We start from the raw sequence: 26,986 nt of genomic DNA, 5'->3' as shown, positions 1-26,986 counted from the left end.
AGGTGCGCCGCCGGCTGGGATACGGTCTGTGCCCGGGGAGGAAATGTCGGCCTCGGGAAGAGAGGTGGACGTGGTGGCCGGTCCGAGGACGCGTACGAACCGTGCCGCCGCACTGCACCGGCGGGCCGCCGCCACCGCCGCCGCGGCCGCTGGCGTGCTCGACGAGACCCGCCCGGCTCCCGCCGACCAGCGCCGGCAGTACGAGCTGGCGGACCGGCTTCGCACCGCGGCGGCGCTGCTGGCCCCGGGCTGGGCCGGCGCTTCGCTGGACAGCCTGCCGCCGGACACCCCGGCCGGCGAGACGAACCCGCCCTTCGTCCGGGTCGGCACCGCCGCCCCGCTGGACGACGCCCGTTTCCCCGCGCTGGTGCCGCTGCTCGGCACCGGCCACCTGACCCTCGACGTCGACGCCCGGGAGCCGCGGGCGGCCGGCCTGCTGCGGGCCGTACTGCTGCGGCTGCTGGCCGCGACCCCGGCCGGCTGCCTGCTGGTGCGCGCGGTGGACGGCGCCGGCGCGGGTAACACCTTCGCGCCCTTCGCGGCGCTCGCCGACGCGGGCCTGCTGCCGCCGCCGGCGGTGGACGTGGCCGGCCTGCGGGCGGTACTCACCGAGGCCGAGCAGTGGGTCTCCCCCGGCACCGGCCGGCCCCGCCGGCACGACCGGACGCTGCTGCTGGTGATCGCCGGGCTGCCGGAGCTGACCGGGCCGAGCGACCTGGCCCGGGTCGAGGCGCTGGCCGCCCAGGGCCGACCGGCCGGCCTGCACCTGGTGGTGGCCGGCTGGCCCCCGTCCGGGCCGTACGCGGCCCGCCCGCCGCTGCCGGAGGCCACCCGGCTGGAGCTGCGCACCGCGTACGCGCTGCTCGGCGATCCGCCGGGCAGCCCGTTCAGCGGGCCGGGCGGCGAGGCGCCAGGCGGCCTGAACTCGCCGGTCTTCGTGGACGAGGACCCGGGGCCGGAACTGGTCGGGGCGGTCTGCCGACGGCTGGCCGAACAGATGGAGGCCGGTTCCCGGCTCGGTCTGGCCGAGCTGCTGCCGCCGCCGGACGAGCCGCTCTGGCAGGCCGGTTCGGCCGGTGGGCTCTCCACCACGGTGGGCGACGCGAACGGGCGGCCGGTGACCGTCGGCTTCACCGAGCTGACCCCGCACTGGCTGGTCAGCGGCCGCTCCGACGCCGGCCGGTCGGCGTTCCTCACCAACGCGCTGCTCGGCCTCGCCGCCCGGTACGGCCCGGACGAGCTGGTCCTGCACCTGGTGGACCTCGGCGACGGCGAGTCCTTCGTGGAGTTCCTGCAGACCGAGCGGGACCGCTCCTGGGTGCCGCAGGTCCGGGCCGCCGCTATGGCCGCCGACCCGGAGTACGTGCGGGACCTGTTCGACCAGTTGGGGGCGGAGACCCGCCGGCGGGAGGAGGCCGGCGCCCGGGCTGGCGGGCAGCGCTACGCGGAGCTGCGGGAGCACCAGTCGCTGCCCCGGATCGTCTGCGTGATCGACAACTTCCCGCTGCTGCTGGCGGCCCGGGATCCGGTCGCCGCCGACGTGCTGGCCCGGCTGGACGGGCTGGCCCGCGCCGGGCGCGCGTACGGAATCCACCTGGTGCTGGCCGGCGCGGGCGATCTGGGCATCGGTGCGGGGCCGGCGCCGCGGGACTCGGTTCTGGGTCAGTTCCCGGTGCGGGTGGCGCTCTCCGGCGGCGGCACGGTGCTCGCGCCCACCAACGACGCGGCGGCGGGCCTGGCGGTGGGCAGCGCGGTGGTCAACACCGCAGGCGGGCTCGGCGGGCCGCGCGGCGCCACCCGGGGTCACGAGCGGCTGGTCCGCTTCCCCGACCCGCACGACGCCCCGGAGACGGTCGAGCGACTGCGGCACCGGCTCTTCGAGGCCCGTCCGGAGGGGGCGACCCCACCGGTGGTCTTCGCCGGCTGGGCCCGGCCGCTGCTGCGCAACGATCCCCGGCTGCGGGCCGCCCTGGCGGGCCGGGCCGGCGGGCCGGCCGCCCTGCTCGGCCGGGCGGTGGACGTGGCCCGGACGACGGTCGCCGTTCCGCTCGGCCCGGTGGCCGGGCGCAATCTCGCCGTCCTCGGGGCGGGCGCGGGGGCGGCCGGCTTGTTGGCGAACGCCGCGCGGAGCACCGCCGCGCACCATCCGCCGGGCACCGCCCGGTTCGTGCTCGCGCCGCTGGCTGAGGGGTCCGCGCCGCTCGCCGCCGGGTTGGCGGCCGACCTGGCGCAGCGGCAGCGGGCGGAGACGGTCGACGCGGCGGGCCTGCTGGCCGCGATGGACGGCGACGGGCCAGCGTACCTGGTGGTGTTCGGGGTGGACCTGGCGACGGCGGACACGGTGCCGGTGGAGCGGCTGCGCGCGCTGCTGCGGGAGGGCCCGCCGACCGGCACGCACCTGCTGGGCTGGTGGCGGACGGTGCCGCCGTTCGCGGCGCTGCTGGAGCCGGACGGTGAGGTGGACAAGCTGGCCGCGGTCACCGCGGTGGACGTGCCGGGGGCGATGCTGGGTGCGGTCTTCGGCCGCCCGGTGGAGTGGCGGCCCCGCCCCGGCCGGGTGGTGCTCTGGGACGGTCCGGGTGAGCGGGGCACGGTGCTGGTGCCGTTCGCCGACGGGGAGGAGCCGGCGTGAGCGGGCGCGACGAACGGGCCGGGCGGCCCGGTGGGGTGGGCGTCGACGAGGCGTCCCCGGCGGCGACGGTCCGGCAGCGGGTCGGCGACGACCCGGTCGGCGCGGTCGCCGCCGCCTGGACCGACTACCTCGCCGCCGCCCGGCAGCTGGACGGGGTACGCCGCGCGGCGGCGACCGCCGCCGCCGAGCAGGCCCGGGCGGTGCAGGCGGCCCGGGAGGAGCTGGCCGAGGTGCACGCCCGGTTGGCGCCGCAGCAGGCCGGACTGCGGGAGCTGGGCGTACCGGCCATCTCGCTGACCCCGACGCCGCCGGAGCTGACCGAGGCGGCCCGGTCGATGGTCGGCGGCCCGGCGGCCGTGCTGGGGGCATTGCGGGTGGCCCGCGGCTGGGCGGACGCGGCCGACGCGATGCTGGCCGCGCGGGGCCGGCTGCGGCCGGCGGCCTGGCCGCCCCGGGTCCGCAACCTGCTGGTGTACGGCCCGCTGGCGCTGCTGGTGCCGGTCGTCCAGCTGGTCGTCCTCGTGGTCGCCGGGACGGGCGCGGCGACACTCGTGGCGCTGGTCGTCGGGCTGCCGATGCCGGCGGTGGCGTTCGGGGCGGGCTGGGCTGCGGTGGGTCGGCTCTTCCCGCCGCGACCAGGTGAGCGGCTGGACCGGACGCCCAGGCTGGGGGCACTGGCCTGCCTGGTGCCCGCGGTGGCGGCGGCGAGCGCGGTCATGTTGGCGATGCTGGCCGGCTGAGCCCCGCTGTCAACGCGACGGCCGCACCGCCCGGTGGGGAGCGACGCGGCCGGTCGGGTGGGCGGGGTCAGCGCGGGATGATCAGGGCCATCGCCTCGGCCCGCGACTTCGCGTCGTGCTGGAGGGTGCCCCGCACGGCCGAGGTGATGGTCTGGGCGCCGCTCTTCTGGATGCCGCGCATCGCCATGCACATGTGTTCGCATTGGAGCACCACGACGACGCCGCGCGGCGCCAGTTTGCTCATCAGCAGGTCGGCGATCTGCGAGGTGAGCCGCTCCTGCACCTGCGGGCGGCGGGCGAAGACCTCGACCAGCCGGGCCAGCTTGGACAGGCCGGTGATCCGGCCGTCCGGCCCGGGGATGTAGCCGATGTGGGCGCTGCCCCGGAACGGCAGCAGGTGATGCTCGCAGAGGCTCATCACGTCGATGTCCCGGACGAGCACCAGCTCCTCGTGGTTGGCCTCGAAGGTGGTGCTGAGCACCTGGGCCGGGTCGACCCGGAGGCCGGCGAAGAGCTCCGCGTACGCCCGGGCCACCCGGGCCGGGGTCTGCTGGAGTCCGTCCCGGTCGGGATCCTCCCCGACCGCGATGAGGATCTCGCGGACCGCCTTCTCGATCCGGCCGAGGTCCATGGTGTCCTCGACCGGACGGCCGGTCAGCCTGCCGCTGATCAGCCGGGCGGCGACGTAGTCCAGGGCTTCGTCACCGTCGGGCTCGGTCGACGAGGCGGCCAGCCCCGAGTCTTCGGAGCTGGCCGCGGCGTCCGTGTTCAGTGGGTACCGTCCGAGTTGTTCGAGCCGCCGACGGACGCGCCGTCGGCTTGGGCCTGCGCCTTGAGCTTGTCCTTCTCGGCCGGGGTGAGCACCGGGGGCTCGGTGGAGGGCTGACGCTTGCCGAAGCCGTTGTAGGGGGCCATCGGCGGGCGCTTCGCCACCCGGGCGCAGATCCGGGCCATGTCGGCGGTGGAGAGGGTCTCCTTCTCCATCAGCTCCAGGACGATGTTGTCCAGGACGTCCCGGTACTCCACCAGGATCTCCCAGGCCTCGTCGTGGGCCACCTCGATCAGGGCCCGCATCTCGCCGTCGATCTCGGCCGCCACCGAGTCGGAGTAGTCCCGTTCGTGGCCCATGTTGCGGCCGAGGAACGGCTCGTCACCGCTGGTGCCGTACTTGATCGCGCCGAGCTTGGAGCTCATGCCGTACTGGGTGATCATCGCGCGGGCCAGCTGGGTGGCCTTCTCGATGTCGTTCCCGGCGCCGGTGGTCGGCTCGTGGAAGACCAGCTCCTCGGCGGCCCGGCCACCCAGCGCGTACGCCAGGGTGTCGACCATCTCGGCACGGGTCTGGGTGTACTTGTCCTCGGTCGGCAGGACCAGGGTGTGGCCCAGCGAGCGGCCGCGGGACAGGATCGTCACCTTGTGCACCGGCGCGGCGTGCGGCAGCGCCCAGGCGACCAGCGCGTGGCCACCCTCGTGGTACGCGGTGATCTTCTTCTCCTGGTCGCTCATCACCCGGGTCCGGCGCTGCGGACCGGCGATCACCCGGTCGATCGACTCCTCCAGGGAGTCGTTGGTGATCGCCCGCTGGTCCTTGCGGGCGGTGAGCAGCGCGGACTCGTTGATCACGTTGGCCAGGTCGGCGCCGCTGAAACCGGGGGTGCGCCGAGCCACCGCGTCGAGGTCGACGTCGGGGGTGAACGGCTTGCCCTTGGCGTGCACCCGCAGGATCGCCTTGCGGCCCTCCATGTCCGGGGCGTCCACCGGGATCTGCCGGTCGAAGCGGCCCGGGCGCAGCAGCGCCGGGTCGAGGATGTCCGGCCGGTTGGTGGCGGCGATCAGGATGACCCCACCCTTGGTGTCGAAGCCGTCCATCTCGACGAGCAGCTGGTTGAGGGTCTGCTCGCGCTCGTCGTGGCCGCCGCCCATGCCGGCGCCGCGGTGCCGCCCGACCGCGTCGATCTCGTCGACGAAGACGATCGCCGGGGCGTTCGCCTTGGCCTGCTCGAAGAGGTCGCGGACCCGGCTGGCGCCGACACCGACGAACATCTCCACGAAGTCGGAACCGGAGATCGAGTAGAACGGCACCCCGGCCTCGCCGGCCACCGCGCGGGCGAGCAGCGTCTTACCGGTACCGGGCGGGCCGAAGAGCAGCACGCCCTTCGGGATCTTGGCGCCCAGGGCCTGGTACTTCGCCGGGTTCTGCAGGAAGTCCTTGATCTCGTGCAGCTCCTCGACGGCCTCCTCGGCGCCGGCCACGTCCGCGAACGTGGTCTTCGGCGTGTCCTTGGTGATCATCTTCGCCTTGGACTTGCCGAAGTTGAGCACCCGGGAGCCGCCGCCCTGCATCTGCGACATGAAGAAGATCAGCAGGAGCACCAGCAGGACGATCGGGAGCAGGTTGACCAGCAGGCTCACCCAGATGCTCTCGGACGACACCTTGGTGTCGGCCGGACCGGTGACATTGTTGTCGGCCTTGGCCTTGAGGACCGCGTTCCAGACCTCATCGCCGACCTGGTACGGGAACTGGGCCTCGATGCGGTTGGTGGTGGTGTCGTCGAACTTGGCCTTGTCCTTCAGTTCGAGCTGGAGCGTCTGCTCCTTGTCCTGGAAGACGACCTTTTCGATGCCACCCTTGGTGAGCTGGTCGAGCGCAACGGAAGTGTCCACCCGGTGGTAGCTGGGACCAGCGGTGAACAGCTGACTGAGCACAACGGCGCCGAGGATGACCAGGATGATCCAGACCACCGGTCGGCGGAAGAAACGCGTACGTTCCATACTGTTGTCGAGCGCCGAAACGCCCGCATCCTCCTGATCGACGTCCTGACCGTCTGAATGGTGTCGCCGCCTTGGCGGCGCCGAGCCGCCGTGCGGGCCGGCCTCGACCCCGAGGCGCGCGAACTGCCACACCGCGGTCATTCGACGGTACACCGTGTGCGCCAGGAGTGAGCTTGCGAGCCCAGCACTTACGCGGACGGCGAACCTGGGTTTCAGCCGGCGTGGCGGGAGCTCCGCACCCGGCCACCCGACCGCCGGTCAACCACGGGTCGAGGGGTCGGGCGTGGAAAAGTGCGTCCACGCCACCGGCACCTACGGTAGTCCGACTGACTGAGAGCCCGCTGAACGTCTGCTCGATGGACGCCGATCCGCGCAGTTCCCGGCCGGGCCGGGCGGCGGGCTCAGGCCCGCGCGTAGACCTCCGGCTTGAGCACGCCGACGTAGGGCAGCTCGCGGTAGCGCTCGCCGAAGTCGAGGCCGTAGCCGACCACGAACTCGGTCGGGATGTCGAAGCCGACGTACTTCACCGGGACGGGGACCTTCACCGCGTCCGGCTTGCGGAACAGGGCGACCACCTCGACGCTGGCCGCCGAGCGGGACTCCAGGTAGCGCAGCAGCCAGGAGAGGGTCAGCCCGGAGTCGACGATGTCCTCGACCACGACCACGTGCCGGCCGGCGATGTCCCGGTCCAGGTCCTTGAGGATGCGGACCACGCCGGAGGAGGTGGTGCCCTGGCCGTACGAGGAGATGGCCATGAAGTCCAGCTCGGCGGGGGGCCCGTGCCGGCCGAGCGCCCGGGAGAAGTCGGCCATGAACATGACCGCGCCCTTGAGCACGCAGACGAGCAGGAGCCCGTCCTCGACATGGGCGTGATCCGCGGAGACCTGCTTGGCCAGCTCCGCGGTCTTCTCGCGGATCTGCGCCTCGGAGATGATCACGTGGTCGATGTCGGCGTCGTACCAGGAGCCGTCAGCCATGACCCCTAGCCTGCCGTACGCCGACTGGCCCCCGTCGGCGGGGCCGCCCCTTTTGGCGCGGTCCCGCCGTGGATTTTCTCGGCAATACGCACCAATCACCTCAGCAAGTGCGAGACCGCCAGCGGCGGCCCTGGTCGGTCGGCTTCCAGTCGGCCGAGTCACGGCTGTCGGCGGTGAGGCCGGTGGCCGAGGCGACGGCCAGACCGACGAGGAAGAGCAGTAGCAGCAGGAACTCCATGGCGGCGCTCGCTTTCGCGGGTATCTGGACTGATTTCGCCGCCGGTGCGCACCGGACTGGATCCAGTTTCCGCCCGCCGCGACCGCTCGGACAGTGGCAGGAATGCCACAGTCCCTCGATTTCCTGCCATCACTCGGGTTACCCTCGTCACATGCTCCGTTCGGTCGCCGTCGTCGCGCTCGACCAGGTCGCCGCGTTCGAGCTCGGCGTGCTCGCCGAGGTCTTCGGCACCGACCGGACGGCGGACAGCTTCCCCGGCTACCGGTTCGCCGTCTGCACCGTCGACGGCGGCCCCGTCCGCACCGCCTCCGGCTTCGGGCTGACCCCGCACGCCGACCTCGGTCCCATCGAGGAGGCCGATCTGGTCGCCGTGCCGGCGCACGGCCAGGCCTGCGCGGCGCCCGAGCCGGTGCTGGCCGCGCTGCGCCGGGCCGCCGACCGGGGGGCGTACCTGCTCAGCGTCTGCTCGGGCGCCTTCGTGCTGGGCGCCGCCGGGCTGCTCGACGGCCGCGAGTGCACCACCCACTGGCGGCACGTCGACGAACTGCAACGCCGGCACCCGGCGGCCCGGGTCCGGTGCAACTCGCTCTACGTCGCCGACGGGCCGGTGCTCACCAGCGCCGGTACCGCCGCCGGCATCGACGCCTGCCTGCACCTCGTCCGCCAGGAGCACGGCGCCGCCACCGCCACCCGGCTGGCCCGCCGGATGGTCGTCCCGCCGCACCGCGACGGCGGCCAGTCCCAGTACGTCGAGGCGCCGATCCCGGTCACGCCGGAGGCCCCCACGCTGGAGCCGGTGCTGAGCTGGCTGATGGGGCACCTGCACCGGCCGATCACGGTGGACGAGCTGGCCGCCCGGGCCGGCATGTCGGCGCGGACCTTCGCCCGCCGGTTCCGGGCCGAGACCGGCACCACCCCGCACGACTGGCTCACCAACCAGCGGGTGCTGCTGGCCAGGCAGCTGCTGGAGGAGACCCGGCTGAGCGTGGAGACCGTCGCCGACCGGGCCGGCTTCGGCGACGCCGCCGCGCTGCGCCACCACTTCACCCGCCGCGTCGGCACCACCCCGCACGCCTACCGCACCACCTTCCGCGACCGCGCCACCGCCCACTGACGCCACCGCGCCCAGCCCCGCCACCCCGCGACTCCGACCCCACCACGTACCCAACGGCGTCGACGGCGTTGCCGCCGCGTCGCAGCACGGCCAGACCCGCGGCCGCCGCGAGCGGCTGGCTGGTCGCGACGGCACCGTTCGGGGCGAAGAGCGGCTGTCGGGGGTACGCCATCCGCCATGTCTACCGCCTGCGGCGGCTCCCGGGGAGACTCCGCGACTCTGTCCGCCGGCCCCTCATCCCGCAGCCGTTGCCCCGCCCGCGGCGGCACGCCCCCAGCCTCGCCAGATCGCCGACATCGCGGCGTTCCGCGCACCTGGACACCGCACCATCGGCGACATGCAGCTGGCGAGCACCCATGTCGTGGGCGCGGTCGGCGTCGTCGGGGATCGGGGTCCGGAAGCCCGGACGGGGTCAGTCAGTGACGGTCAGTAGACCGTCGCGGCGGACCACCCGCAGCCCGCCGGGCAGGTGCGTCGGGCCCTGCCCACGCCAGCCGGTCACCAGCGCGTCCAGCGCAGCCACGTGCCGGTGCGACAGCGCGGCCGGCGACGCGCCCAGCTCGCGGGCCCAGGCGTGCAGCACCCGGGTCCGCACCGCCGCGGGCAGCGCGGCCAGGGCCGCCACCGAGAGTCCCCCTCCGACGACCCGCACGCCGGCCGAGGCGGCGACCACCGCCCCTGCCCCGCCAGGCCGGTCCCCGGTCGACGCTCCCACCGGCGGGGCGGCGAGCGCGGCGGTGGCCAGGTCGTCCAGCGCGACGGTGTCGGCGGCCACCAGCCGGGCGGTCCGGGCCAGGTTGTCCAGCACCCCCGGGCCGAGCGCCCGCAGCAGCACCGGCAGCACGTCGGTGCGTACCCGGGCGCGGGCGTACGAGGGGTCGGCGTTGTGCGGGTCCTCCCACGGGGTCAGCCCGAGCGCGACGCACGCCTTGCGGGTCTCGTCCCGGGTCACGTCGAGCAGCGGGCGCAGCAGCGGCACCCCGGCCAGCTCGCGACACTCGGGCATGCCGGCCAGTCCGCGCGGTCCGGCGCCCCGGGCCAGCGCGAGCAGCACCGTCTCGGCCTGGTCGTCGCGGGTGTGCCCGACCAGCAGCCCGGTCGCGCCGTGCCGGCGGGCGGCGTCGGTCAGCGCCTGGTAGCGGGCCTCGCGGGCGGCCGCCTCCGGGCCGCCGGGCCGCCCGGTCACGGTCACCGGCACCGCCTCGACCGGGTCCAGGCCGGCCGCCACGGCCCACCGGGCCACCGCCTCGGCCCGCCCGGCGGAGCCCTCCTGCAAGCCGTGGTCGACGGTCACCAGGCCGGCCCGCCGGCCGAGCCGGGGCGCCACGAAGGCGGTCGCGGCGGCCAGGGCGAGCGAGTCGGCCCCGCCGGAGCAGGCCACCAGCACCGGCCCGCCGGCCGGCAGCCCGGTCAGCGCGCGGCGGACCGCGACCCGGATCGCGGCGACCGGCGGGGCGAGGGCGGCCACGGCCGGCCGCTCAGCCAGCGGTCGGGGCGGCGCCGGCCGGCCCGTGCACCCGGGCCACCCAGGCGTCCGGGTCGCCCAGCTCGTCCAACCGGGGCAGGGTCAGCGGGGAACCGAAGATCTTGTTGAAGCCGTCCATGCCGACCCGCTCGACCACGCCGTGCACGAACTTGCGGCCCTCGGCGTACTGGCGCATCTTGACGTCGACGCCGAGCAGCCGGCGGATCGCCTTCTCCAGCGGGTTGCCGGCCTCGCGGCGCCGGTTGAACGCCGCCCGGATCCGCTCGACGCTGGGGATGACCTGCGGCCCGACGCCGTCCATCACGAACTCGGCGTGCCCCTCAAGCAGCGTCATCAGCGCGGTGAGCCGGTCCAGCACGGCCCGCTGCGCCGGGGTCTGCACGATGTCCAGCACGCTGGTGCGGCTCTCCGGGTCCTTGACCGCGTCGGAAAGGGTGGCGACGCCGCGACGCAGCCGCTCCAGCAGGTGCTCGCTGCCCTGCGAGGCGTCAACGAAGGCGTTCACCTCGCCGAGGAAGTACGCCCGCATCCAGGGCACCGAGGTGAACTGGGTGCGGTGGGTGACCTCGTGCAGGCAGACCCAGAGTCGGAAGTCGCGCTGGTCCGCCTCCAGCTTCCGCTCCACCTCGACGATGTTCGGCGCGACCAGCAGCAGCTGGCCCGGGTCGGCGGAGAAGACCTCGTACTGGCCGAGGACCCGGCCGGAGAGGTACGCGAGCACCGTGCCGGCCTGCACCCCGGTCAGCCGGGAGCCGACCGCCTCGGTGAGCGGGCCGGGACGCTTGTCGCCGGAGAGCCGGCTGACCAGCGGGGTGATCACTTCACGCAGGCCGGCAATGTTGGCGGCCGCCCAGTCCCGGCGGTCCACCACCCGCACCGGCGGGTGCCTCACCTGCGAGCGCAGCCCCGTGTAGTCGGCGACGTGCTCGGCCGCCTCCTCGGTGAGCCGACGCAGGTCGACGACCACCTCGGTGGCCTCGGCGTACGACACCCGGGGGCCCGACTTGCTCAGCGCCCCCGCGGTCGCGGCGGCCAGATCCCAGTCCACGAACTGCGCCATGCACCCACCGTACCCGCGCCGGAACACCCCGGCCGGGCGCGCGAGCCGGGGCTCAGGCGGCTGGGGTCAGCGGCAGCCGCAGCCGGCCAGCGCGCCGGCGATCCGGTCGAGGGCCTGGCGGGTGACGTCCGCGTCGCCGGCCGGGGCCCGGTCGGTGAGCACCGCGAAGGTGAGCAGCCGGCCCTCGGCGGTGGTGACCAGCCCGGCGATGGCGTGCACCCCGGTCAGCGTGCCGGTCTTGGCCCGGACCACCCCGGCGCCGGCCGCGGTCGCGTTGGCCTGGTAGCGGCCGTCCAGGGTGCCGGACCAGGCGGCGACCGGCAGGCCGCCGAAGATGGCGCCCAGTTCCGGGTGGTCGCCCTTGCCGGCGAGCGCGATCAGGTCGGTCAGCAGGGAGGGGCTGATCCGGTTGTTCCGGGAGAGGCCGCTGGCGTCGGCGAGGCTGATCTCGCCCGCCGGCAGGCCCAGCTCGCCGATGACCGCGTCCATCGCCGCCGCCCCGCCAGCGAAGCTGGCCGGCTGGTTGCGGGCCAGCGCGACCTGCCGGGCCAACGCCTCGGCGATCACGTTGTCGCTGTCGCTGATCATGATGTCGACCAGCCGGATCATCGGCAGCGACTCGACCTTGCCCAGCTCGGTACCGGGCGCCGGGGCACCGGTGGCCGCGGCCCCGCCCGCCGCGGGGGCGGGGCCCTTGGTGACCTCGGCGTCGCCGCCGAGCCCGAGCAGCCGGGCGAAGGAGCGACCGGCAGCGAGGTCGGGCTGCGCGTACCGCTCGGCCGCGCCGTGGCTGTCGTCGAACGTCTTCCGGGCCGCCGCCGGGTCGCGGCGCGCGCCGTCGGTCATCAGCGCGGTGATCGCCGCGCCGTAGCCGCCGGTCGGGATGTCGTCGTCCCAGCCGGGGCCGTGCACCGGGCCGGGGAAGAGCGAGGAGTCGACGATGACCTTCGTCGGCGTGGTGCCGCCGAGCGCCTGCTTCACCTGCTTGGTCAGCGTGTCGAGGCGGGCCGCGTTGGGGTAGAAGCCGTCGCCGCCGACCGCCAGGGTCGGGTCGCCACCGCCGACGAGCACCACCTCGCCCGGGGTCGCCCCGGCCACCGCCCGGGTGGGGATGCGGTAACCGGGGCCGCGGGCCTCCAGCACGGCCACCGCGGTCGCCAGCTTGGTCACCGAGGCCGGCACGGTGCCGTCGTCGCCGCCCTTGGCGTAGAGGGACTGCCCGGTGGCCACGTCGACCACCGACACGTTCACCCGGCTGCCGAGGGCGGCGGCCCCGACCAGCGGCTCCAGCGCGGCGCGTACCCCGGCGGGGGTGGGCTGCGGGGCGTTGGCGTCCGGACCGGCGAGCACCGGCGACGGGTCGGGCTCCGGCGCGCGGGCGGAGGCCGCCGGCGCGGCGGCCTCGTCGCCCAGCCAACCGGCGACCGGCCCGGGACGGATCACCACGGCGGCTCCGGCCAGCGCGAGCAGCAGCACGGTGGCGAGCACCGCGACCGGCAGCAGCCGGCGTCGCCGGCGCGGTGGGGGCAGCGACCCGGCGCCCGCCGGCGACGGGGAGACCGGGCCGGCCGGCGGCGACACGGGCGCGGCCCCGTGGGCGCCACCCGACCCGGCGGCCGGGGCGTCCCAGGACGGGACCCGGGCCGACCCGGCGGCCGGCGGCGGCCCGGACGGGACCCGGGCGGAGCCGGCGGCCGGCGGCGGCCCGGACGGGACCCGGGCGGAGCCGGCGGCCGGCGGCGGCCCGGACGGGACCCGGGCGGAGCCGGCGGCCGGGCGGCCGGGCGGATTCAGCTCGGGGAACCGGCCGGCGTTGCGAGGATCGCCCGGCCAGGCCGGCGGTGCCTGCCCCGGTGACGGGTGCCCGACGCCCGACCCGGGCGGGGCCGGAGACCGGTCCGACGGATGCACTCCGGGCACCGGGACGCGTCCGCTCGCGGATCCGCCAGACCCGCGTCCGTCAAGCCCCTCCGGGCGGTAGTGTGAATCTTCCCTCCCCACGACCCCCTCCTCCCGCCTCCGAACCAGCCTGGGTGACACTACTTCGGTCCGAAGACTATTCGGCGTCCGGAGCCGGCGGGTGGCCATTCACCCGAACCGGGGGCGTCTGTGGTTCCGTTCAGCCAGCGTGGGCAGACGAGGGAGCGTGGGAGATGGATTTCGACGTCACGGTTGAGATCCCGAAGGGTCACCGCAACAAGTACGAGGTGGACCACGTGACCGGCCGGATCCGGCTGGACCGCACCCTCTTCACGTCGACCCAGTATCCGGCCGACTACGGCTTCATCGAGGGCACCCTCGGCGAGGACGGCGACCCGCTGGACGCGCTGGTGCTCGTTCCCGAGCCGACCTTCCCGGGCTGCCTGATCCGCTGCCGCACCATCGGCATGTTCCGGATGACGGACGAGAAGGGCGGCGACGACAAGGTCCTCTGCGTGCCCTACGAGGACCCGCGCCAGGAGCACCTGCGCGACATCCACCACCTGGGCGAGTTCGACCGGCTGGAGATCCAGCACTTCTTCGAGGTCTACAAGGACCTGGAACCGGGCAAGTCGGTCGAGGGCGCGACCTGGGTCGGCCGGGTCGAGGCCGAGGCCGAGATCCGCGCGTCGTACCAGCGGGCCAAGGACGCCGAGGAGCGCGGCGACACCGCGCACTGAGCAGCACGTCGACGAAGGGCCCGGGCTCGCTGCCGGGCCCTTCGTCGTCTCCTCAGCCCAGCAGGCCCCAGGCGGCGTCGTAGAGGCCCAGCACCGCGCAGGCCACCGGCACCACGGAGACCACCAGCGCCGTGTCGGTCAGGTCGGCCACCCGACCGAGGTACGGCGACACCGGCCGCCGGGCGTACGTGGTGCCGGCCGCCACGGCGATGAGCGCCACCAGCAGCCCGCCCGCGGTCAGCGCCAGCAGCCCGGCGTCACCGGCCCCGACGGCCAGCACCACGCCGAGCACCGCGAACCCGGCCAGCCCGGCCAGCACGGGCGGCACCCGGTGGCGGACCGCCACGAAGAGCCGGGAGCGCAGCAGCAGCACCGCCGAGACGACCGCCACCAGCAGCCGCCCGGCCAGGCCGCCGGTGACGCCGAGCACCAGCGCGGCGCCGAGCACCAGTCCGGCGTGCCCGATCAGCATCCCGGTCAGCATCTCCTCGGCCCGGGCCACCGCCGCGTGCACCCGGGCCCGGTCGGGCAGGTCCCGGACGCCGTCGGGGCCGCCGGTCGGGCCGGCGGGCAGGGTGATCGGCGGCAGCGGCATCTTGCCGAGCCGGATCGCCAGCAGCGGCAGCCCGCCGAGGGCGAAGACCAGCACGCAGAGCAGCGCCGCCGCGGTGCCGGCCGGGCCGAGCAGGAGCCCACCGAGGGCGGCCGGCGCGCCGACCGCGCCGACCGTCGCGCCGCCTACGAAGACCCGTAGCCGGGTGGCGGTGCCGAGCAGGCCGAGCACCGACACCAGCAGCAGCGCCACCGCGCCGGCCAGCAGTTCGGGGGCGCCCAGCCAGGGCAGCGGCCGGAACGGGCCGACCGGGTCGCCGGAGCTGACCGCGAGGGCGCCGGCCGCGGCGGCGTACGGCAGCGCGTACCCGCCGAGGGTCGCGCCGGTCGGGCCGTCCCCGTACGCCCGGGAGGCGACCGTGCCGGCGAGCACGAGCAGCAGCGCGACGGTGACCGCGAGGGGCCAGCCGGCGCGGTGCTGCGGCCCGCCGGCCAGGACGGCGACCAGCCCGACGGCGAGGGGCACGCCCGCGCCGGCGAGGGTGGCGGCCCAGGTGGCACCGGGCGACCACGCGCTGCCGCGTCGGCGGGCGCCGTCGGCGATCGCCTCGACCACGTCGTCGTACTCCAGCTCGGGCCACTCGGCCCGGGCCGGGACGAGGTGCAGCACCTCGCCGTCGCGCACCCCCTGGGGCAGCAGCGCCTGCGCGGTCGCCAGCACCGCGCCGTCGGTGCGGCGCAGCACCCATCCGCCGTGCCGCTCGCCGTCGTCGGCCAGCCCTTCGCCGGCGTGCCGCAGCACCTCCGGCAGCAGCTCGGCGAGGGGAACCTGCTCCGGCAGGGCCACGTCGACGCGTCGTTGTGGAGCGCTGATGGTGACCCTGGCCAGCCCGGTGGTCATCGACTGATCTCCATATCGAGCGGGAGCGGTGGCTGACGGACGACAGGACTTTACCTACCATGAGCCAGGCTCGGGTTACCGAGCGCCATCGGAAGGCCCAGTGTCCACTGTCGTCATCAAGCGGCCACCGCGCCGTCCGGCACCGGAGATACCGGTCGGCGAACTGCCCGTCGAGGCGCCGCCGGAGATCCCCGCGGTGACCGGCGGTCGCTGGCAGCAGGCGCTGATGGTGCTGCCCATGCTGGGCGGCACGGTGGCGATGGCGATGATGTTCGGCCGCGGCGGCGGCGCCTACTCGTACGTGGTGGGCGGGATGTTCGGGCTCTCCTCGGTGGCGATGCTGGTGACCTCCTGGGGCAGCGCCTCCGGCACCCCGAAGAAGTCGGAGATGATGGCCGCCCGCCGCGAGTACCTGCGGCACCTGACCGCGCTGCGCCGCCGGGTCCGGCAGACCGCCGGGCAGCAGCGGGCCGGACTCTACTACCGGCACCCCGACCCGGGCCGGCTCTGGTCGACCGTCGGCAGCCACCGGGTCTGGGAGCGCCGGCCGGGCGACCCGGACTTCGCGGTGGTCCGGGTCGCCGTCGGCCCGCAGACCCTGGCCACCCCACTGATCCCTCCGGTCACCCGGCCGCTGGAGGAGCTGGAACCGATGACCGCCGGGGCGCTGCGGCGCTTCCTCGACGCGTACTCGGTGGTGCCGGACCTGCCGGTGGCGCTGTCGCTGCGCAGCTTCGCCCGGGTCTTCATCCGGGGCGACGCGGTCCCGACCGACGTGCGCCCCGGCACCGGCTCGCCCACCGCCCAGGCGCTGGCCCGGGCCATGCTCACCCAGTTGGCCGTCTTCCACGCCCCGGACGAACTGCTCATCGCGGTCTGCGCCGGGCCGGAGCGCCGGGCGCTCTGGGAGTGGGTGAAATGGCTGCCGCACGCCCACCACCCCGGCCGCACCGATGCGCTCGGCCCGGTCCGCCTGGTCACCAGCTCCGCCGCCGACCTGGAACGGCTGCTCGACGAAGTGCTGGCCAGCCGGTCCCGGTTCAGTCCGGCCGGGCCGGCCACCGACGGGCCGCACCTGGTGGTCCTGCTCGACGGCGGCGACCTGACCGGGGCGACCGACCTGACCGGGGACGGCGGCATCGACGCGGTCACCCTCATCGACCTGGACACCCCGCCGCCGCGGCTGCTCGACCGCTTCGCCCTCCTGCTGGAGTTGCGCGGCGACCGGCTGCACTCCCGGTCGGCCGACGGGCACGCCGAGGTGGGCACCGCCGACCGGCTGGAGGTCGCAGACGCCGAGGCGGTGGCCCGGCGGCTCGCGCCGCTGCGGCTCGCCACCACCGTACGCGGGGGCGAGGCCACGCCCGGAGCCGAGCTGGGCCTGCCCGAGCTGCTCGGCATCGGCGACCCGGAGGGCTTCACAGCCGAGCAGGGCTGGGCGCCCCGCTCCGGGCGGGACCGGCTGCGGGTGCCGATCGGGGTGGGTGCCGACGGTGGCGCGATCGACCTGGACCTGAAGGAATCGGCGCAGGACGGCATGGGTCCGCACGGGCTGCTGATCGGCGCGACCGGGTCCGGCAAGTCGGAGCTGCTGCGCACCCTGGTGCTCGGGCTGGCCGCCACGCACAGCTCGGAACAGCTCAACTTCGTGCTGGTCGACTTCAAGGGCGGTGCCACCTTCGCCTCCTTCGACCGGCTGCCGCACACCGCCGCCGTGATCACCAACCTGGCCGACGCGCTGCCGCTGGTCGACCGGATGGTGGACGCCATCAACGGCGAGCTGATGCGCCGCCAGGAGCTGCTGCGCCGGGCCGGGAACTTCGCCAGCCGGCGCGACTACGAGCGGGCCCGAGCCGCCGGCACCCCGCTGGCCCCGCTGCCGTCGCTGCTGCTGATCTGCGACGAGTTCTCCGAGCTGCTCTCCGCCAAGCCCGACTTCATCGACCTGTTCGTCCAGATCGGACGGCTGGGCCGGTCGCTCGGCGTGCACCTGCTGCTCGCCAGCCAGCGCTTGGAAGAGGGGCGGCTACGGGGACTCGACACCCACCTGTCGTACCGGATCGGGTTGCGCACCTTCTCGGCGCTGGAGTCCCGGACGGTGCTCGGGGTGCCCGACGCGCACGAGCTGCCCCGTTCCCCCGGGAACGGCTACCTGCGCGCCGGCACCGACCCGTTGGTCCGGTTCAAGGCCGCGTACGTCTCCGGGCCGGTCCGCCGGCGCGGCGGGGCGGCCGGCGGCGGCGCGGGCGGCGCCACCCGGCTGCTCACCTTCTCCACCCACCTGGTGCCGGTGCCGGAGCCGGCCCCCCCGGCGCTGCCGGCCGTCGAGGAGGAGACCGAGAACCTGCTGGACGTGCTGGTCGGCCGGCTCGCCGGGCAGGGCCCGCCCGCACACCAGGTCTGGCTGCCCCCGCTCGACCGGGCGCCCGCGCTGGACGAGCTGCTCGGGCCGGCCGCCGCCGACCCGCAGCGCGGCCTCACCGTCGCCAACCCGGAGCTGCACGGCGCGCTCCAGGTGCCGGTGGCCGTGGTGGACAAGCCCTTCGAGCAGCGCCGCGACCTGCTCTGGCTGGCGCTGGACGGCGCAGCCGGGCACGTCGCCGTGGTCGGCGGGCCGCAGAGCGGCAAGTCGCACCTGCTCCGGACGCTGATCTGCGCGCTGGCGCTCACCCACACCCCGGCCGAGGCGCAGGTCTACTGTCTGGACTTCGGCGGCGGCGGGCTCGCCGCGCTGCGCGACCTGCCGCACGTCGGCGGGGTCGCGGGCCGGTCCGACCCGACGGCGGTGCGCCGGACCATCGGCGAGATCGCCACCCTGCTCACCGAGCGGGAGCGTCGCTTCGCCGAGCTGGGCGTCGAGTCCATGGCCGCCTGGCGGCAGCGCCGGTCCGCGCTGGCGGCGGCCGGGCAGCCCACCGTCGACCCGTTCGGCGACGTCTTCCTGGTCGTCGACGGCTGGGCCACCCTGCGCGGCGAGTACGACGACCTGGAGCCGCTGGTCACCGACCTGGCCACCCGCGGCCTGTCGTACGGGGTGCACGTGGTGGCGAGCGCGATCCGCTGGATGGACTTCCGCCCGGCCATTCGGGACCTGTTCGGCTCCCGCCTCGAGCTGCGCCTCGGCGACCCGTCGGACTCGGTGGTGAAGCGGGTCGCGGCGGCGGCCGTACCGGAGAAGTCACCCGGCCGGGGCATCACCGCGCAGAGCCTGCACTTCCTCACCGCGCTGCCCCAGCTGGCCGGGGCGGAGACGACCGACCTGGTCAAGGCGGTCGCCGGCGCGTGGTCCGGCCCGCCTGCCCCCCGGGTACGGCTGCTCCCGCCGGTGCTCCCCTTCGCCGACCTGGACACCTCCGCCGCCACCGGGCTGGCCTTTCCGATCGGCGTGGCCGAGGCGGACCTGCGCCCGGTGGCGGTGGACTTCGCCACCGAGCCGCACTTCGTGGTCTTCGGCGACGCGGAGTGCGGCAAGTCCTCGTTCCTGCGCGCGCTGGCCACCTCGATCATCGGCCGGTTCACCCCGGAGCAGGCCCGGATCATCGTGGTCGACTACCGGCGCAGCCTGTACAGCCTCAACGGCCTGCCGCACGTCATCGGGTACGGCAGCGCCGCCGCGCACACCGCCGAACTGGTCGAGTCGGTGGCCGGGTACATGCAGGCCCGGCTGCCCGGGCCGGAGGTGACCCCGGCGCAGCTGCGGGAGCGGTCCTGGTGGTCCGGGCCGGAGCTGTTCGTGCTGGTCGACGACTACGACCTGGTGTCCAGCGGACCGGCGAACCCGCTGCGCGCACTGGAGGAGCACCTGCCCCAGGCCCGCGACATCGGGCTGCACCTGGTGCTGGTCCGCCGTTCCGGCGGCGCCGCCCGGGCCCAGTACGAGCCGATCGTGCAGCGGCTCCGCGAGCTCTCCACCGCCGGACTGGTGATGAGCGGCAGCCCGGACGAGGGACCGCTGGTCGGTCAGGTCCGGCCCGGGCCGCTGCCGCCGGGGCGCGGACGCCTGGTCACCCGACGTGAGGGCGTACGTCTGGTCCAGTTGGCCCATCTGCCCCCACCGTGAGCATGTCCGGCGGAACGTCCCGTCACGGCGGGGAAAACCGGTAATCTGCCGAGCAGCACGTGTCATGGACGATGAATGGCGGAGGATGTGACCAGGGTTCGGCACGGCTCCCCGACCGCGCTGCACCGGTTCGCCGGGCGGGCGCTGCTCGGTGTCGCGGCAAGCGCCGTGACGGTGGTCGGCGCGGTGCCGCCACCGGTGTCGGCCGCCGCACCCCGGGCGGTCGCCGTCGCCGCGCCGCTCGCCGGCACACCGCTGGCTGAGCCGGAGTTCTCCCCGGTGGAGACCATCGCCCGGGCCGACCGGTTCCGCGACGACCAGTGGCAGCTCGACGAATTGCGGGCCGGCACCGCCTGGAGCACCTCCACCGGCCGGGGGGTCACGGTCGCGGTGATCGATTCCGGGGTGGACGGCTCCCACCCGGATCTGGCCGGCCAGGTGCTGCCCGGCATCGACCTGGTCTCCTCCACCGACGCCGACGAGCCGGACCCGGTGGGCCACGGCACCACGGTGGCCAGCCTGATCGCCGGGCGCAACGACGACCGCAAAGGCGTGGCCGGGCTGGCCCCGGACGCCCGCATCCTGCCGGTCCGGGTGCTCGACGACGAGAACCGCTACGACGACGCGATGATCGTCGCCAAGGGGGTGCGCTGGGCGGTCGACAACGGCGCCCGCGTGATCAACCTGTCCCTGGGTGGCAGCGGCGACAGCCCGGCGCTGGCCGCCGCGCTCGACTACGCCTTCGCCCGGGACGTGGTCGTGGTGGCCTGCACCGGCAACGTCGCCACCTCGTCCAGCTCCGAGGTCTGGTACCCGGCCCGGGAGCCCGGCGTGATCGCCGTGGCCGGGCTGGAGGGCAGCAGCGAGAACCTCTGGTCCGGCTCGATCACCGGGCACGCCACCACCCTCACCGCGCCGGCCACCCGCCTGGTCGGCGCCCGACCCCCCGCCGGCTACTGGGGCGTGCAGGGCACCAGCTTCGCCGCGCCGCTGGTCGCGGCCACCGCCGCGTTGGTCCGCGCCCGGTTCCCGGAGATGTCCGCCGGCGACGTGGTCAACCGGCTGCTGGTCACCGCGAAGGACATCGGCCCCACCGGCCGGGACGACCGCTTCGGGTACGGCCTGGTCGACCCGGTGGCCGCGTTGACCGCGGACGTGCCGCTGGTGCACCGCAACCCGCTGGACGACCAGACCTCCCCCGGCGTGGTCGGCTTCGGCGCGGCGCCCGGATCGGACGACGACGCCCGGGCCGGGGGCACCGGCTCCGACCCGCTCGGCTTCACCGCGCCCCGGCAGCACACCCGCTGGTCGGCGCAGCCGGCCGGCGGGGAGGACGACACCGCGCCGCGCCGGTTCTGGGCGGGCGTGGCCATCCTGGTCGCCCTGGTCACCGGCACCGCGCTGATGATCCGCCGGCTCCGGCTGTGGGGCCGCTGACCCCCGACCTGATCCGCCGCGCCGCAGGGTAGGTGCTGACCCCATGAGCTTCCCCGGTCCGCGCACCTCCGTCCGCCCGTCGGCCCGAGCCTGGCGGGACCGCCGCCTGGACCGCGAACACTCGCTGGGTCTGCGGCTGACCCTGGCCTCGGCGGCGGCGTTCCTGGTGCTGGTGCCGTTCGCGCTGCTGGCCGTGCTGGTGGTGGGTGCCTGGCCGCCGCTGCACGACCTGGACGCGGCGGTGACCGGCGCGCTGCACCGCTACGCCCTCGACCACCCCGGCTGGGTGCGGGCGATGAACCTGTGGACCAACGTCTTCGCCCCGGGTCCGCTGCGGGTGGCGGCGGGGGTGGTGGTGGTCTGGCTGTGGGTCCGCCGGGCGCGGCGGCTGGCGCTCTGGGTGGTCACCACGATGGCCGTCGGCGGGCTGCTCGGCGCGCTGCTCAAACTGCTGGTCGGCCGGGGCCGCCCGGACCTGCTCGACCCGGTGGCCCGGGCGGCCGGGTTCTCCTTCCCGTCCGGGCACACTTTGAACGCCACCCTGGCCGCCGGGGTGCTGCTGCTGGTCTTCCTGCCGTACGCCCGGGGCCGGACGGCGGCGCGCGTCGCGCTCTGGGCGGCGGCGGTGCTGGTCGCCGGGGTGACCGGGCTGAGCCGGGTGGCGCTCGGCGTGCACTGGACCAGCGACGTGCTGGGCGGCTGGCTGCTCGGGGTGGCGGTGGTGGCGGCGACCTCCGCCGCGTTCAGCACCTGGCGGGAGCGGACCGGCCGGCCCTCGGCCCGACCCACCATCGAGGGCGTGGAACCGGAGCTGGCCGACGACCCGGACGGACCCGACGCGTAGTTCCGGGCCGCCGCGCCGCGGCGGGGCTCAGGTGCAGTCGCCCGTGCCCACCCCACGGGTACGCTCCGCGCCAGCCAGCGCCACCGGCCGCGCCTCCGCCGCAGTGACCGCGAAGCCGGTGTTCGGGTCGTCCGCGGCGGCCGCGAAGATCACGCCGAGCACCAAGCCGTTCGAGGAGACCAGCGGACCGCCCGAGTTGCCGCTGCGGACCAGCGCCCGAATGGTGTAGATCTCCCGGTTCACGTCGCGCGAGGAGTAGATGTTCGGTCCGGGGATCCGGTCCACGTCGCGGATCCGCGCCGGGCGGGCGTCGTACGGGCCGTCGAGGGGGAAGCCCAGCACGATGGCGTCCGCGCCGGTGCCGGCCTGCCCGGCGGCGAAGCGCAGGGACGGGCCGGGCAGCCCCGGCACGTGCAGCACGGCGAGGTCGCGGTCCGGGTCGTAGACGACCACCTCGCCGTCGTACCGCTCGCCGCGCAACTCCACCGCGACGGAGCGGGTGCCGGCCACGACGTGCGCGTTGGTCATCACCCGGTCGTCGGCGTACACGAAGCCGGAGCCCTCGATGCGACGCGCGCAGCTCGGCGCGGAGCCCAGCACCTTGACCACCGAGCGCTGGCTGTTCGCCACCACCTGGGAGCCGGCCAGCGCCGGGTCGGGCGGGGACACCTGCCGCGCCCGGGTGCGGCCGAGGCCGTTGAAGACCTCCGGGAAGCCGTTCGTGTCGACCGTGTCCCGCAGTGCGGTGGAGAGCTTCTGGGCCCGGTCGGGCAGGACCGCGTCGACCACGGTCAGCAGCGCGCTGTTCTTGACCGAGGCGGCCAGCCAGGGCAGCGAGGAGGAGCCCAGCGGGACGGCAACCAGCCAGGCCACCAGCATCACGGCGAAGAGCGAGACCAGGGCCCCGCCGATGTCGTCGACCCGCTTCGCCACGTCGTTGGTGATCGTCCTGCGCAGGTGGGAGCCGAGCCAGCCGGCGAGGGCCTGCCCGAGCACGGCCAACCCGAAGACGGCGACCAGGGAGATCAGCACCCGGGTGCCGCTGGCGACGAACTGCCGGGCGAACATCGGGCCGACCTGGAGGCCGAGGAGCGCGCCCAGGAAGAAGCCGGAGAGCGACAGCGCCCCGATGGCGAAGCCCTGCCGGTATCCGCTGATCGCGAACACGAGCATGAGCAGGAGCAGGACGAGATCCACGACGGACACGCGTCAAGGGTACGGGCACCGGGCACGATGGCGGCGCTACGCTTGCGGAACGTGACGGTCAGGTCAGCGGACCGGCCATCTCGTCGACCTCGTCGGTGCCGGCGGAGGGCGCCGGGGCGGCCCCGACGGACGGCAGCTCGACCACCCGGCCGCGCGGCCAGGGGCGGTCCCAGCCCCCCATCTCCAGCAGGGTGGCGAGCACCCCGGCGGTGAAGCCCCAGACCAGCATGCCCCGCACGGAGAAGGCCGGCCCGATCCAGCCGCTCGGGTGGCGTACCCGCATCCGGTTCTCCGGGTCGACCAACTCGGCGACGGGCAGCCGGGCGACGTGCGCGACCTCGGCCAGCTCCCGGGGGTGCACCGGGTGGGGCGAGTGCCACCAGGCCAGCACCGGGGTCACCACGAAGTCGCTGACCGGGATCCACAGCCTGGGCAGCTCGGCCAGGACGGTCACGCTGGCCGGGTCGAGGCCGACCTCCTCGTTCGCCTCGCGCAGGGCGGTAGCGGGGGCGTCGGCGTCCTCCGGGTCGGCCGCGCCACCCGGGAAGGCCGGCTGGCCGGCGTGGTTGCGCAGGGTCGCGGCCCGCTGGAGCACCAGCACGTCCGGGCCGACGTCCAACTCCTCGCCGAGCAGCACCAGCACGGCGCTCTCCCGGCCGCCCTCCTCGGGGGTGGTCAGCCGGGTGAAGTCCTCGGCCCGGGCGGTGCCGAGCCGGCCCAGCAGCGGGTCGATCCAGGCCGGCGGGCGGGTCACCCGGGCACCTCCAGGCCGAGGTGCTGCCTGACCAGCGCCGCGAGGCGGGCGTCGTCGAGGGCGCCCGTGGCGTCGGTGTGGCGTACCCGGCCCTGCGCGTCGACGAGGAGGGTCAGCGGGACGGCGTTGCGCCCCAGCTCCCGTTGCAGCGCCTCGCCCTGGTCGAACAGCACGGGGAAGCGGATGCCGAAGTCCTCGCCGATGGACTGGGCGGCGGCCCGGCTGTCCCGGCTGTTGACGCCGACCACCTGGAGCTTGCCGGTCGTACGCTCGCTGAGCCGCTGGAAGGCGGGCAGTTCCTTGCGGCAGGGCGGGCACCAGGAGGCCCAGACGTTGACCACGGCGGGGCCGCGGACGTCACGCAGCGCCACCGGCGCGCCGCCGGTGAAGCAGGAGAGGGTCAGCTCGGGCAGCAGCGCCCCGGCACCCGGGCCGCCCGCCGAGGCACCCGCCGTGGCGGCACCGGTCGCGGCCGGCGGGCGGGTCAGCGTCGCGCAGTCGGCGAACGGCGAGGGGCGTTCGGCCCGGCCGGTCGGGGCGGTGGCGCTGCCCGGCCCGGTGGCGGTGCAGCCGGCGACGGCCAGCAGCGCGGGGACGAGCAGGGCAGCGAGGCGCCGGTTCACGGCACCTCCGCGACGACGGCCTGCTGGGGCACCAGCTCCGGGTCGACCCCGGCGGCGGCCGCGAGGTCCCGGGCCCGGGGGCCCTTGAGCAGCTTCGCGGCGGCGGCCGGCTCGGTCGGCCCGATCCCGTACGACGGGCAGAGCTTCGCCAGCGTGCAGGCCCCGCAGGCCGGCTTGCGGGCGTGGCAGACCCGCCGGCCGTGGAAGATGATCCGGTGCGAGAGCATGGTCCACTCGCGCTTGGGGAAGAGGGCGCCGATCTCGTGCTCGATCTTGACGGGATCGGTCTGGGCGGTGAGCCGCCAGCGCTGCACCAGCCGCTGGAAGTGGGTGTCGACGGTGATCCCGGGGACGTCGAAGGCGTTGCCGAGGATGACGTTGGCGGTCTTGCGGCCGATCCCGGGCAGGCTCACCAGGTCGGCCAGCCGGCCGGGGACGCGGCCGTCGTACCGCTCGACCAGGGCCTGGCCCAGCTTGATCAGCGAGTCGGTCTTGTTGCGGTAGAAGCCGGTCGGCCGGATCAGCTCCTCCAGCTCCGCCCGGTCGGCCCCGGCGTAGTCCGCCGCCGTCGGGTAGCGGACGAAGAGCTTCGGGGTGACCTCGTTGACCTTCTTGTCGGTGCACTGCGCGGAGAGGATGGTGGCGACGGCCAGCTCCAGCGCGTTGGAGTGGTCGAGTTCACAGTGCGCGTCGGGGTGCGCCTCGGTCAGCGCCCGGCCGATCCGCCGGGCGCGCCGGGTGCGGCCGAGGTCCGTCTCGACCCGGCCGGGGGAGCTGATGGTCACGCCGGCCAGCCTACGTCGCCGGGACGACCACCCGCCGGGCCCACGCCCGGCGGCGCCCGGGTCAGCCGGCCTGCGGGGCGCTGATCTTGCCGTCGGCGTCGAACCGGGCCCCGGTACGCGGGAAGTCGGCGCGGCTGAGCTGCTTGACCAGACCGAGGCCCTGGTCGGCGGAGTCCATGGTCGGCTTGCCCACGGAGTTCATCAGGGTGGAGGTGAACGAGCCGCCGGCGAAGCTGCCGTCCGGCTTGAGCGACACCTTGAGCACGCCGCCCCAGCCGAGCCGCCCGCTCGGGTTCAGCGACCGGCCGCCGCCGGCGAAGTTGCCCAGGCTGTAGGCGATCAGCCGGCCCTGGTAGAACTCCATGCCGCGCAGCACGTGCGGGCCGTGCCCGACGATCAGGTCCGCCCCAGCGTCGATCATGGCGTGCGAGAACTTCATCGGGTCGCCCCGGTTCTCGCCGTAGAACAGCTCGGTGCCCGGCTTGACCTTGGTCTTGTCGGCGCCCTCGGCGCCCATGTGCACCTGCACCACGACGATGTCGGCCAGGGTGGCGGCCTTCTCGACGACCGCCGTCGCCGCGTCGATGTCGGTCAGGCTGTTCGACCAGGGGTACGACGAGAAGCCGGCCACCGCGATCTTGACGCCCTTGACCTCCACCACGGTGATCTGGTCCGGCGCGCCAGTGTGCTTGAGGCCCTGCTTCTCCAGCGCCTTCTGGGTGTTCGTGTATCCCTGCGGGCCGTAGTCGTAGCCGTGGTTGTTGGCCTGGTTGAGCAGCTGGAAGCCGGCACGCTTGAGGTGCGCGGCGTAGCTGGACGGGGCCCGGAACTGGAAGCAGGCGGTGGCGTTGGCCCCGCACTTGCCGGTGCCGGTGTCCTCGGTGAGCGGCTCCTCCAGGTTGCCCATCACCAGGTCGGCGTCGAGCGCGTCGGAGATCTCGTCGAAGAAGCCCTGCCCGCCGTTGGCGGGGAGCCGGGAGGGGGCGTTGCCCATGATGATGTCGCCGGTCGCCGAGAGCGAGACGGCCGCACCGGCCGGCTCGGACCCGCCGCCGGTGGGGGCCGGTGAACCGGTGGCGCCCCCGCCGCCGCCGGGCTGCCAGACCGGCGCGGCGCCGTCGTCCGACGTGCCGCAACCGGCGACGAGCAGCACGGCGAGGAGCGCGCCGGCGGCGAGCGCGGCGCGGTGGCGGGTCCTGGAAAACACGAGAGCGTGCATCGCTGGCGACCCTACCGGGCGGGTAACGGCGCCACGATGGCCGATCGGACGGAAGTTCAGGCCGCTGGCCGGTCGGACCAGGGCACGCAGGGCGCCGACCCGCCGTCGCGGACGGCGGCGTGCACGGCGCGGGCGAGCGGGGCCCCCCAGGTGGAACGGGGACCGCCGTAGGACTCGGCGGGACCGTCGGCCGGGCAGAGGACGGTGACCGCGTCGGTGGGCGTACCGGTGGCGGGCAGGCCGAGCTCCCAGATCGCCTGCGCCTTCGCCTCGGTCGCCGTGGCGACGGCGTTGACCAGCGCGGCGTCGCCGAGCGCCGCCGGGACGTACACGACGATGTTGACCGTGCCCACGCGCTGGGCCGGTGCCGCCGGGGCCGGCGCGGCGGCCCAGACCGGCGTGCCCAGCCCGACCGTCGCCCAGACCCGCACCCCGGTGTCGGCCCGGGCCACCACCTCCGCGACGTCCACCCCGGTGAGCAGGCCGACCCCGGGCCCGTCCAGGCCGAGGCCGTCGGCCAGGGCGGTCAGGTGGTGGGCCGGGTCGTCCCGGTGGTACGACATGGGCACGGTCGCGTTCACGACCCAGTTCCGTACGCCGATCCCGCCGCCGAGCGGGCCGGAGCTGGCCGCCCGCAGCGGCGCCCCGGCGCGCCACACCAGCAGCGGGATGTCCCGCCCGTCCTCGGATCGGGTGGTCAGGGTGGGGTCGCTCAGCACGCCGGTCACCCTACGACCAGCGGCGGCGACGCCTCGTCACCACCCGGCCACGGTCGCGCGATTCTAGCCCTTGATCAGGGCGGAAAGGTTAACCCAACGATCAAGTTTCCAGGGGTGCACCTCTGATTCGTGCTCACGTGCGCCTAGACTTGGCGACGCGCGAGGGATAAGCGGACGGCGGACCCGGCCGACGGACGGCGACGCGCA

At 75.2% G+C, this 26,986-nt stretch carries 21 protein-coding genes; 7 read left to right on the top strand and 14 right to left on the bottom strand.

The genetic code is table 11. The annotated features are described in order from the left end of the window. Positions 1–64: 64 nt before the first annotated feature. On the top strand, positions 65–2,632 hold the full coding sequence (locus ABZ807_RS00230) for an FtsK/SpoIIIE domain-containing protein (RefSeq protein WP_357150908.1): 2,568 nt from the start codon (positions 65–67) through the stop codon (positions 2,630–2,632). 146 nt (positions 2,633–2,778) lie between these two features. Next, positions 2,779–3,372, top strand: coding sequence for a hypothetical protein (locus ABZ807_RS00225; protein ID WP_357151451.1), 594 nt, complete (start codon positions 2,779–2,781; stop codon positions 3,370–3,372). A 67-nt stretch (positions 3,373–3,439) separates the two neighbouring features. Here the strand turns inward: ABZ807_RS00225 and folE are convergent, their stop codons facing one another. The 4 genes from folE to ABZ807_RS00205 all read right to left on the bottom strand — a co-directional run bounded on the left by folE (position 3,440) and on the right by ABZ807_RS00205 (position 7,359). Continuing rightward, positions 3,440–4,105, bottom strand: coding sequence for a GTP cyclohydrolase I FolE (gene folE, locus ABZ807_RS00220; protein ID WP_357151449.1), 666 nt, complete (start codon positions 4,103–4,105; stop codon positions 3,440–3,442). A 35-nt stretch (positions 4,106–4,140) separates the two neighbouring features. Further along, positions 4,141–6,144: an ATP-dependent zinc metalloprotease FtsH gene (ftsH, locus tag ABZ807_RS00215; RefSeq protein ID WP_357150906.1), complete on the bottom strand. Its 2,004-nt coding sequence runs from the start codon at positions 6,142–6,144 to the stop codon at positions 4,141–4,143. Positions 6,145–6,545: 401 nt separating this feature from the next. Next, entirely contained in the window at positions 6,546–7,121 is a 576-nt protein-coding gene (gene hpt / locus ABZ807_RS00210) for a hypoxanthine phosphoribosyltransferase (protein ID WP_357150904.1), read from the bottom strand. Positions 7,122–7,221: 100 nt separating this feature from the next. Continuing rightward, a complete protein-coding gene (locus ABZ807_RS00205; protein WP_357150902.1) occupies positions 7,222–7,359 on the bottom strand; it encodes a hypothetical protein in 138 nt (45 codons plus the stop codon). 151 nt (positions 7,360–7,510) lie between these two features. On the opposite strand from ABZ807_RS00205, the gene ABZ807_RS00200 reads away from it, so the two are divergent. After that, positions 7,511–8,473: a helix-turn-helix domain-containing protein gene (locus ABZ807_RS00200; RefSeq protein ID WP_357150900.1), complete on the top strand. Its 963-nt coding sequence runs from the start codon at positions 7,511–7,513 to the stop codon at positions 8,471–8,473. 412 nt (positions 8,474–8,885) lie between these two features. Here the strand turns inward: ABZ807_RS00200 and tilS are convergent, their stop codons facing one another. The 3 genes from tilS to dacB all read right to left on the bottom strand — a co-directional run bounded on the left by tilS (position 8,886) and on the right by dacB (position 12,600). Next, positions 8,886–9,941, bottom strand: a complete 1,056-nt coding sequence (gene tilS / locus ABZ807_RS00195; protein ID WP_357150898.1) for a tRNA lysidine(34) synthetase TilS — start codon at positions 9,939–9,941, stop codon at positions 8,886–8,888. Positions 9,942–9,951: 10 nt separating this feature from the next. Then, positions 9,952–11,019: a zinc-dependent metalloprotease gene (locus tag ABZ807_RS00190; RefSeq protein WP_357150896.1), complete on the bottom strand. Its 1,068-nt coding sequence runs from the start codon at positions 11,017–11,019 to the stop codon at positions 9,952–9,954. Between the two features lie 66 nt (positions 11,020–11,085). Beyond that, positions 11,086–12,600, bottom strand: coding sequence for a D-alanyl-D-alanine carboxypeptidase/D-alanyl-D-alanine-endopeptidase (gene dacB / locus ABZ807_RS00185; RefSeq protein WP_357151447.1), 1,515 nt, complete (start codon positions 12,598–12,600; stop codon positions 11,086–11,088). Positions 12,601–13,172: 572 nt separating this feature from the next. Here dacB and ABZ807_RS00180 point away from each other — a divergent pair. Further along, complete coding sequence (locus ABZ807_RS00180) at positions 13,173–13,679, top strand: inorganic diphosphatase (protein WP_154941350.1); 507 nt, start codon at positions 13,173–13,175, stop codon at positions 13,677–13,679. 52 nt (positions 13,680–13,731) lie between these two features. Here the strand turns inward: ABZ807_RS00180 and eccD are convergent, their stop codons facing one another. Continuing rightward, positions 13,732–15,132, bottom strand: a complete 1,401-nt coding sequence (gene eccD / locus ABZ807_RS00175; protein ID WP_357150894.1) for a type VII secretion integral membrane protein EccD — start codon at positions 15,130–15,132, stop codon at positions 13,732–13,734. A 100-nt stretch (positions 15,133–15,232) separates the two neighbouring features. Between eccD and eccCa the strand changes: the two genes are divergently transcribed. From eccCa to ABZ807_RS00160, 3 genes are all read left to right on the top strand, one after another. Further along, the gene (gene eccCa, locus ABZ807_RS00170) at positions 15,233–19,192 is read left to right on the top strand and encodes a type VII secretion protein EccCa (RefSeq protein ID WP_357150892.1); all 3,960 of its coding nucleotides are present in this window, start codon (positions 15,233–15,235) and stop codon (positions 19,190–19,192) included. Positions 19,193–19,267: 75 nt separating this feature from the next. Beyond that, positions 19,268–20,629: a type VII secretion-associated serine protease mycosin gene (gene mycP / locus ABZ807_RS00165; protein ID WP_357150890.1), complete on the top strand. Its 1,362-nt coding sequence runs from the start codon at positions 19,268–19,270 to the stop codon at positions 20,627–20,629. A 43-nt stretch (positions 20,630–20,672) separates the two neighbouring features. Next, on the top strand, positions 20,673–21,473 hold the full coding sequence (locus ABZ807_RS00160; protein ID WP_357150888.1) for a phosphatase PAP2 family protein: 801 nt from the start codon (positions 20,673–20,675) through the stop codon (positions 21,471–21,473). A gap of 27 nt (positions 21,474–21,500) precedes the next feature. On the opposite strand, the gene ABZ807_RS00155 is transcribed toward ABZ807_RS00160, so the two are convergent. From ABZ807_RS00155 to ABZ807_RS00130, 6 genes are all read right to left on the bottom strand, one after another. Continuing rightward, positions 21,501–22,679 carry a MarP family serine protease gene (locus ABZ807_RS00155; protein WP_357150886.1) on the bottom strand — a complete coding sequence of 393 codons (1,179 nt, stop codon included), beginning with the start codon at positions 22,677–22,679 and terminating at the stop codon, positions 21,501–21,503. Between the two features lie 58 nt (positions 22,680–22,737). Then, the gene (locus tag ABZ807_RS00150; RefSeq protein WP_357150884.1) at positions 22,738–23,433 is read right to left on the bottom strand and encodes a CoA pyrophosphatase; all 696 of its coding nucleotides are present in this window, start codon (positions 23,431–23,433) and stop codon (positions 22,738–22,740) included. Continuing rightward, positions 23,430–24,056 (bottom strand): TlpA disulfide reductase family protein, encoded by a 627-nt coding sequence (locus ABZ807_RS00145; RefSeq protein WP_357150882.1) that lies wholly within the window; start codon positions 24,054–24,056, stop codon positions 23,430–23,432. The genes ABZ807_RS00150 and ABZ807_RS00145 overlap by 4 nt, the downstream gene beginning before the upstream one ends. Further along, positions 24,053–24,841: an endonuclease III gene (nth, locus tag ABZ807_RS00140; RefSeq protein WP_357150880.1), complete on the bottom strand. Its 789-nt coding sequence runs from the start codon at positions 24,839–24,841 to the stop codon at positions 24,053–24,055. Before nth ends, ABZ807_RS00145 begins: the two co-directional genes overlap by 4 nt. Before the next feature lie 61 nt (positions 24,842–24,902). After that, on the bottom strand, positions 24,903–26,060 hold the full coding sequence (locus tag ABZ807_RS00135) for a CapA family protein (protein WP_357150878.1): 1,158 nt from the start codon (positions 26,058–26,060) through the stop codon (positions 24,903–24,905). Between the two features lie 56 nt (positions 26,061–26,116). Continuing rightward, on the bottom strand, positions 26,117–26,779 hold the full coding sequence (locus ABZ807_RS00130) for an adenosylcobinamide amidohydrolase (RefSeq protein ID WP_357150876.1): 663 nt from the start codon (positions 26,777–26,779) through the stop codon (positions 26,117–26,119). Positions 26,780–26,986 lie beyond the last annotated feature (207 nt).

Origin of the sequence: Micromonospora sp. NPDC047548 (assembly GCF_040642975.1) — a bacterium.
Classification (GTDB): domain Bacteria; phylum Actinomycetota; class Actinomycetes; order Mycobacteriales; family Micromonosporaceae; genus Micromonospora.
The sequence above is the reverse complement of the archived record's forward strand: the minus strand, read 5'-3'. Positions and strand labels throughout refer to the sequence as shown.